Raw genomic sequence first — 8,097 nt, 5'->3', positions numbered from 1 at the left:
ACTGGTGTTTCTAATTATGATGAGATGCTTGAAGCTAAAGTGGTGCGGATGAGCAAGGCAGCTAGAGAGCTTGGGGTAAGAGAAGGGATGAACGGGGCAGAGGCATTGTTAAAAATTTCCAACTAGTTCCCTGTGCTTTATAACGACAGATGGAATACCTCGTTTTTGTAAAGCAACAGGTATTCTTTCATCTCCATAAGTTCTCCCATTGTAACTAGTTAAATCTAGGATATGGGCTGATCCCAATGTGCTTGCTTTGATGCCAGATCCACTATTCATCAAGCGTTCAATCATTTGTAAATTTCTTAAACGGCTTAATTCATGAAATCTTTTTGGACATTCTTGTAACACGGAGATGATGGATTTCCCAGTGGTATTTGGTGCTTCAGTTATAGCTAGTTTGAGTGTCTCCAGATTTTTAAGATCTTTCGCTGGTCTTCCTTGGTCACCTAGTCCTGCAGTTATAAATAGTTGGTCTATTAATCCTTCTACAGTATTTTGTAGAACAAAGTCTGTGACAGCTGGTGGCATATTTGCTTCATCTAAAATACCTCTTATTATTGAACCTATAGCATAAAAATGTTCTTTTTCTAGACGGACTCTACCGGCTGCAACTATGTCTTTGACGATTGGCTGTCTTGCACTGGTTAATTGTTGTGATCTTCGTTCTGGAACAGCGAGTAAAAGCCCACATTCTAATGGAACAAGATTACGAAGTCCTTGTTCAAGAAATACACTCATCGGAACGCTTTCTCTTTCTTCGGTCGGCATTTGTGGATCGCCAAGATATTCAAGTGTTTGAGTGATTGAGAGTTGTCCTTTTATGCAAGAATCGAGATCTGTATCTATCGTCATAGTATTAGTATCTGTGCCATAGCCAGTGCCTTCAGAGTGATAACGATCGAATTTGGTATCGGGGTTTTGATGAAGTTCATAACCCAACCTAGTAGAGCTTTGTTCTATGTCGATTCGATTATGTTCTTCTGCAATAAAGATACAAAAAGAATCAGCTTCTTCGGCTTGTCCTTCTGGCTGGTAGTAATGTACTTCATAAGAATCTGGGCAGAGCTTTTTGATTTCTGCAAGTGTTTGTGCAATGTTAATAGTTCTTGGTTGTGCTTCTCTTTCATGCTTTGATAATGGTACTTTACGGTTGTATTCATCATCAATATAACTTAAGATTGCAGCTCGTTCACCGATATGAGAATGTATTTTGACCGGAGATTTGTGTTGAAATAGCAAAGCAGCTGTATGAGCTTGTCCTAAATCAAGCGAGGCAAAAAATTGCCTCGCTTGATTATACATAGAGCTAGTTCTGTTTCGCTCTAAACCTAGAGCGGTATAGTTTGGTGTCACAAAGTTTGTCTGAGGATTATTTGAGTCTATTGATTGAGATACACTCGTTTGTCCTGCTGCTGATTTCTCAATTGTTGTTTGGAGAGTTGAGGGATTTGTATTTGATATAGTTTCGGGAGTTTGTGTCGAACCGGTCACAAAAACTTGTGTTGCGAATGGATTGTCGTTTGATACTGGTCGCATTGATTTAATCCCTTACTATAGACAAATCCTAGTATCGGTGATTTTTGATAGTGTTTATGCTGGAGTTAAGCTCTATTCTTGGGTGTTCTCCCTGGTTTATGGTTTATATTACAACAGTAGGCAAACTAGGCAGGTCTTATGGACGGAATTTAACTTAGCTTTGAGACCCATTCATGACCATTGAAAACTAGTCTGTAATCAAATGTTGACTTTGTACCTTGAGTAAAGAATCTACAAGTATTATGACCTAGTTCTATCCAGGCACCCGTTTGTCCATCTACTGTTGTTGGATCAACGGTGTCATCACTTAAAGTGCTAGCACGAATTAGATATTTATTGTCTGGATATACTAAATCAAGAAGATATTTCGCTCTAAGGTTCTCCGGTTTCTCTCTAAGCTGATTAAAGCAATAATCATAGTTTGTTGCATTGCTATAGCCATAAATCGCATCATTCGAACTGAATCGTGCTCTGGCATCATCATAGAATTGAACGATACTTGCTCCTTCTGGTATTTCCAGTGTTTGGTATATTTCTTCTACTGTTGAATCCAGCTCTTGAGCCAAGTTTGTAATTATTGACGAATAAGGTGGACGACCACTCTCTTGTAAGTAGGCTCTAAAAGCAGCTTCGTCAGGATATTTGCTGAGCATATGTCGTTTGATTTGTTCGGTGAGTTCTGCCTTTGATGATGGTGTTTTGCTGACCTGCTCTGCTTTATAATATGGGAAATTCTCAACAGAGCCATCTGCATTAGCGGATTCTTTGGTTGCATTGATTAGCTTGCCATCGATTTCTGGCCATATCTTGAAAAGCATTAATAACTCAAAAGTAATTTCATTTTCATAATGAGTCGCTTGATGTTGACTGAGGTATTCAGCTCTTAAGTTTGTGATGTGATTAATATCACAACCCGTTTGTCTGGCAAGTTCTTGTGTGTCTAGTCCGGTAATTGTTTGCAGGTTAATGATGAAAGCTCTCAGGAATTCTAGATTTGTTTCTTTGTCTTTAGGCTGAGGACTACTTAGATGCTTAGTAAATAACTTATCAATATCTTCTGGGCTGTAGATTGATCTGAGTGCGGTGTTGATGTCGTTACCTAGCGTAAAACTCGCTTTGTCGTGTGCTATTGGTGTCCAAAGACTAGTTTGATCATCGAAGTGAAAACTCATGAACTTACCGAGTTTCATTGTCTTTTGATCTACTTTAGTGTTGTAGAAAGTCATGTCTTCACCGTTAAAGTCAACTATTACCTCATCAAAGCTATTGGGTCCATTCTTTGTATGGAATATTGACAAAGAAGACTTTGTATTGGATTTCACAGCATTGCCTTGCAGGTTATAAACTATTCCTAATTCAAGTTCTGGCTTGATTGATTTCAAGACTTTGAGAGCTTGCCATATATTACTTACTTCTTCTGTAGTGTTATTGATGTAATCATCCTGTAGCAACTGTATTTGTTCTGGGTTATTTGGGAACCAGCCTCTAGTAGCTAGGAAGTAAGGAAGCATCAGAAACACATCTTTAAAGTGTTGCTTCACGTCTTTAAAGCCATGTGCGTTAATAAGCTCGTCTATTGTTACTGCTGTTGATAGGGTTAGATTTGCTTCTTGAAGAATTTGCCCTAATGCGGTATAGGCTTTTTTCTCACCTTCTTGTATCATTTGATGGATTTCGCTGTTAGGTTTTGATTTTATGTAGCCACTGACTTGCTCTACTGCTGTTGCTTGATTTGTTTTTTCTTTAGGCAGCATCGCCGCTCGAAGTTCAGGATCTAGCTTGTCAATGTCGATCGTGTTCCAACCTTCTGCTTTAGCATTAGCATTAATAAAGTCAATAAATTCTTGTCGTATTACTGAATCCTCAAATTTAGTTTGAGCTGCGCTAAGCACACCTCCTCTAAGTGTTGTAGCTTGACCAGCGGTAAGTTGAAGAGGTTGAGCTTGTCGTATTGACTCTCTTTGACCATTTAATGCAATGATCATGCTCGCAACAGTTTTTAGTTTTGTTGGATCCTCGGTATCTTGTAGCTCAGGATAATCAGTCTCTATAAATCGTTTTATTATATCTGCTTTATCCAGTTGAACAACTTTGCTTGTGTCTATTTTCAAAGCATTATTAATCAAATCCATCCAGGTATAGGTTTGTATTGGGTTTGCTCTAAGTTGTTTACGGTCTGTACTTGGATCTAATGAATTAACAGGATTAATATTGCCAGCTGTAGTTGCTTGTTCTACTTGGCAGCGTCCTGCTGTTTCGCTAGCGCCAGTATTTGGCAAGATATTGTCGTTGGTTTTTTCTGTATCAGTAGAAGCCGGCGCTTCGACTTGAGTCTTGGTTCTCTTGTCAGCAAGAACGGCACAGCCTCTAATGAGGGCGGCTCTTTGGGTCTTTGTTTATGTTGGTAGCTAAGTTTCATCAGGCTGTGCCTATAGATAATAGCCAATATTGGGGTAATTTGTCAATACTTAAGCGTTTGTTAAGCCTATTCTTGCATGATCAGTCCATCTCTCACCAAAACTCCCCCCTTTGGCAACAAAAACCCGTTCTTGATCCCATAATTGATCAATAAGCGCCTCATCCTTAATTCGAGGAAAAATACAAAGCCCCTCGATAGATTCCTTTGTTATTTGACTTAAGTCAAAAATCTCACTCTCTTGGGAGTATAAAATATTGATATTATTTTTAATGAGTGCGCGATTGCGGGCGCAGAGCTCTGGAGCAAGCTCAAGGACATATGGCGCGAGGGCTTCAGCGAGAGAGTTGGTTCGCAGCGAGAGATAGTTTTTGAGAGAGGAGAATTTATTGATTAGCGGATTCTGGATCGCGCCCGAGCGAAGCGAAGACGGACGACGTTCAATGATCCAACCAAGTCTTAAGCCAGGCATATTAAAACTCTTACTCAAATCACTAATGACAATTGTGTTTGGGTGGAAATTAATCGCTGAGGGGATTTGGGATTGAGAGATAAACAAAAACACTTCATCGCAAATTAAATATCTGTCTTCAAGTAACTTAGAAATCTCTTTGAGTTCATCTTCCTTGAAAGCAAGTCCAGTTGGGTTGTTTGGATTATTGATGACCAGGGCTTTGCTTTGAGGGTTGGCTTTAATCAGCTCTTCTAGCTCGGACAAGCACCAGCCTTGTTGTTTCGGTTTGTTTGTGTCGTAGCATAGCGAAGACGAATCCCAGTCTATGACCTTGACTCCACGGTCTTGGGCGATTTGATAAAGCGATTGATAAATAGGTTGCTGAACAATAATCGTGTCACCAGCTTCAAACATGGTGGACATCACTAGGAAGATAGCCTCAGAAGCGCCACTAGTTAAAAGCATGGACGAGGGAGACGGGGCATGAGAATAGAGCTGTGTGATTTTGCTTCGAACTTGCTCTGAGCCAAATTGACTTGAGTAACTGAGCTTGGTTTCAAAAAGAGCTTTGCTAATTGCTTCTCTAAGATGAGATTGTTGTTCTATAGGAGCAATCAAGATCAAGTCCTCAATAGACATAGCAGGCATACAAGCAGAACTTAGGTCCTGCTTTAAAATAGGTTCTACTTGATTGTAAAGATCTTCTAGCTTGAAACTAGTTTGCACGATTATTTAACTTCGCGGTGAAGAGTGTATTTTTTAAGTTTGGAGTTGTATTTTTTGAACTCAAGCTTTTCTGGGTGCTTTTTTTTGTTCTTTCTGGTGTAATAACGGCTAGGTGCAAGGCCCTGTTCCTTTGACTCTGTGCATTCCAGAATTGCTACTACTACATCACCTTTTTTCTTAGCCATAATTGCTCCTATTAACAGCTATAAATCCTAGCAAAAATGGCTGTAAATAACAGTCTTTAACAAAAAATACAGCTTTTTAGTTGTTTTGAGTAAAAATAGCCTGAAAACCAAGCTATTTTGATATTTTTAAGCCATTTGTACTATCTAGATAGCCACTGACTTAGCCGATTTATTAGACTATGTTAGAACAAAGTACCAACCAAAAGATAGATTCATTTCTCCAGAAGTCCCCAAGTGCACTTAGAAAGCTCCAAGAAATGGCCACGCAAACCAAAGAATTCCCGAGCACTCAGCTCTTGATTTATAAGTTGATGCGTTTAACGAATGACGTTACTACATTTGATACTGAGTTGATTAATTATCTCTCCGAGGATACCGAGCTTGCAAGCTTGATTATTCAAAAAGCCAAGATCGGAGTGAAACTACCTGGTCTTACTATTAGCCAAAATCAGTTAAAGCAGTCGATTAAGAGATTGGGTTATGGTTTTGTATACAATCAAGTGCAAAAAAGGTTTGCTAGAGAATATGTTCAAGTTTATTACAACACAGACAATCAGCATATTAAAACGCTGGTAAAGAAATCTGTTCGCTTAGCTTATATTGCTAAGGGAATTGCCAAGATGATTAATTATGATAATGAAGCGCAGTGTTTTTGTGCTGGTATTAATTACTATGTTGGTGAAATGATTCTTGGTTTGCGCGACAGAATTGCGCATAATGAAATCGTTAAAATGCAGCAACAAGGCTTTGATAAGAAAGCTGCTGAACTAAGTGTCCTCGGTTTTGATACTGGTGAATTAGCTGCTCGTAAGCTTGAGGAATGGTTATTACCAGATCATATTGTTAACGTGGTACGTAACCATGATAATCCTGTGAATGTAAAAGACCATAATTACAAGATCGCTATTCTAATGAAGTTCGCAGAGTTTGTTAATGATGCTCTGCTTAATAAACAATCTGGTCCTCATGCAATGTGGGATAAGGCTTATGACTATCTTGCCAAACTTGATTCTAGGATGACTATTGACCAGTGGAGTAATCAAATCAGATTGATTTATATACAGCTGCTTGAAACTGAGCATGCTTTGTATCAGCGCAAAGTCTAGTAGGTATTCTGCACAATGAAATTACTACAAAGACGATGGACAGCTAAAGATGGATGGCGCATTGCTCGAGATGAGATTGGTGCTAATCATGAGCATGTGCAATTGCTATTGCTTTTTGGTGGAACTAATGTTTTGCAAAGTAAAGAGCTTTATAAAAATCTCTATGAAGAATTTCCCAATGCTATAGTTGCAGGTTGTTCAACGGCTGGTGAGATTTGTGGTAACGAAGTTACTGATGATTCTTTGGTTGTTACAGCAATCTATTTCGAACATTCTACAGTAAAAGAAAGTCATATATTTTTGGATAATTATCCTCATGCGGATATTGAGGAAGTGGCTAGTCAGCTGGTTGAATCTTTAGTAGCTCCTGATTTAGTGCATGTTTTTGTTTTGGCTGAAGGAATTAAAATCAATGGAAGCGAATTAGTGAGAGGCTTAGGAAAGTGCTTGCCATCCAATGTTGGAATTAGTGGAGGACTTGCTGCTGATGCCTATAGGTTTAAGGAGACATTTGTTGTTGCCGATGTTATGGCCTGCTCTAATGTGATTTGCGTGATTGGTTTTTATGGTTCTCGATTAAAAGTAATGACTAGCTTGAAAACAAATTGGCAAGAGTTTGGTTCGGAGAAAAAAATTACCAAGTCAAAGAGCAATGTTCTTTATGAAATAGATAGAGAACCTGTTTTGCCTTTATTTAAAAAATACCTTGGTGATTCTTTTAATAATGTACCTACTTCTAGTATTCAATATCCAATTAGTGTTAAATCTGATGGTGACGAGGAATGGATGACTAGGACTATTATTGGCATTGATCGTGAGGCTGGTAGTCTTACTTTTGCAGGTGATGTGCCTCATGCTTATATTGCACGATTGATGAAAACAGATGTTGAAGCATTGGTCCAGAGTGCTACACATGCCACTGTTGGTATGATCTACAAGAGCTTTTATCCAGATTTTGCGATCCTTGTTAGTTGTTTTGGACGACGTGGTGTGATGAAAAAGGATTCCTATAAGGAGCTTAATGCGGTGCGATCAGGTTTCGGTAACAAGACTCTGCTTGCCGGGTTCTATTCTTATGGAGAAATTGGTAGTTTTAATAATCAGAAAGAAGCAAAGATGCATAATCAAACAATGGCTATTACTGCTTTTATTGAAGACTAATGAGCCGTAATGCTATAATTTGTTTCCATGTTTGGAAATAATAAAGTCAAAAAAGCAACAAAGATCATCGCCTCAATTTTGAGCGCTGATCAGTTTAAGGATATTAGTGTGCAGAATGATACCAAAGTCGTTTTTAATTTGGTTTTAACTAATCCAAACGATCAATCTAAGAAACAACAGATTATTAATGAAGTTGAAGCGAGACTTAAGTCAGAGGGTTTTAGTGAGCTTGATGTTTATACGACTCAAGGACCTGCAGCGACGCCAGCAGCAGCCAACGGTGCTGGTCACAATCCAATTGGCGGTTTAGCCAATAGAGGCAGTATCGCTCCTAAGAGCCCGGTAGCAGGTATCAAGCATATTATTGCAGTCAATAGCGGCAAGGGTGGAGTTGGCAAGACTACTTGCTCAATTAATTTGGCAATAGCTTTAAGCAAGCTCGGACACAAAGTTGGAGTTTTGGATGCTGATATCACCGGACCTAATGTGCACTTGATGCTTGGGATCGGG

7 protein-coding genes are annotated in these 8,097 nt (G+C 39.0%); 3 read left to right on the top strand and 4 right to left on the bottom strand.

Annotated features, from left to right (window positions below; all coding sequences use genetic code 11):
* Positions 1–108: 108 nt before the first annotated feature.
* The 4 genes from O3C63_08685 to rpmG all read right to left on the bottom strand — a co-directional run bounded on the left by O3C63_08685 (position 109) and on the right by rpmG (position 5,320).
* A complete protein-coding gene (locus O3C63_08685; GenBank protein MDA0773004.1) occupies positions 109–1,539 on the bottom strand; it encodes a hypothetical protein in 1,431 nt (476 codons plus the stop codon).
* Positions 1,540–1,688: 149 nt separating this feature from the next.
* Positions 1,689–3,818, bottom strand: coding sequence for a hypothetical protein (locus O3C63_08680; GenBank protein ID MDA0773003.1), 2,130 nt, complete (start codon positions 3,816–3,818; stop codon positions 1,689–1,691).
* A gap of 189 nt (positions 3,819–4,007) precedes the next feature.
* Positions 4,008–5,135: a pyridoxal phosphate-dependent aminotransferase gene (locus tag O3C63_08675; GenBank protein MDA0773002.1), complete on the bottom strand. Its 1,128-nt coding sequence runs from the start codon at positions 5,133–5,135 to the stop codon at positions 4,008–4,010.
* Positions 5,136–5,137: 2 nt separating this feature from the next.
* Positions 5,138–5,320, bottom strand: a complete 183-nt coding sequence (rpmG, locus tag O3C63_08670) for a 50S ribosomal protein L33 (GenBank protein ID MDA0773001.1) — start codon at positions 5,318–5,320, stop codon at positions 5,138–5,140.
* A 179-nt stretch (positions 5,321–5,499) separates the two neighbouring features.
* Between rpmG and O3C63_08665 the strand changes: the two genes are divergently transcribed.
* The 3 genes from O3C63_08665 to O3C63_08655 all read left to right on the top strand — a co-directional run.
* A complete protein-coding gene (locus tag O3C63_08665; protein ID MDA0773000.1) occupies positions 5,500–6,426 on the top strand; it encodes an HDOD domain-containing protein in 927 nt (308 codons plus the stop codon).
* A gap of 15 nt (positions 6,427–6,441) precedes the next feature.
* A complete protein-coding gene (locus O3C63_08660) occupies positions 6,442–7,587 on the top strand; it encodes an FIST C-terminal domain-containing protein (GenBank protein MDA0772999.1) in 1,146 nt (381 codons plus the stop codon).
* Between the two features lie 27 nt (positions 7,588–7,614).
* Positions 7,615–8,097, top strand: a 483-nt coding sequence (locus O3C63_08655; protein MDA0772998.1) for a P-loop NTPase, incomplete at its 3' end; no start/stop codon positions are given.

It is taken from the genome of Cyanobacteriota bacterium (assembly GCA_027618255.1).
Classification (GTDB): domain Bacteria; phylum Cyanobacteriota; class Vampirovibrionia; order LMEP-6097; family LMEP-6097; genus JABHOV01.
This window is presented reverse-complemented; position numbering and strand designations above follow the sequence as displayed.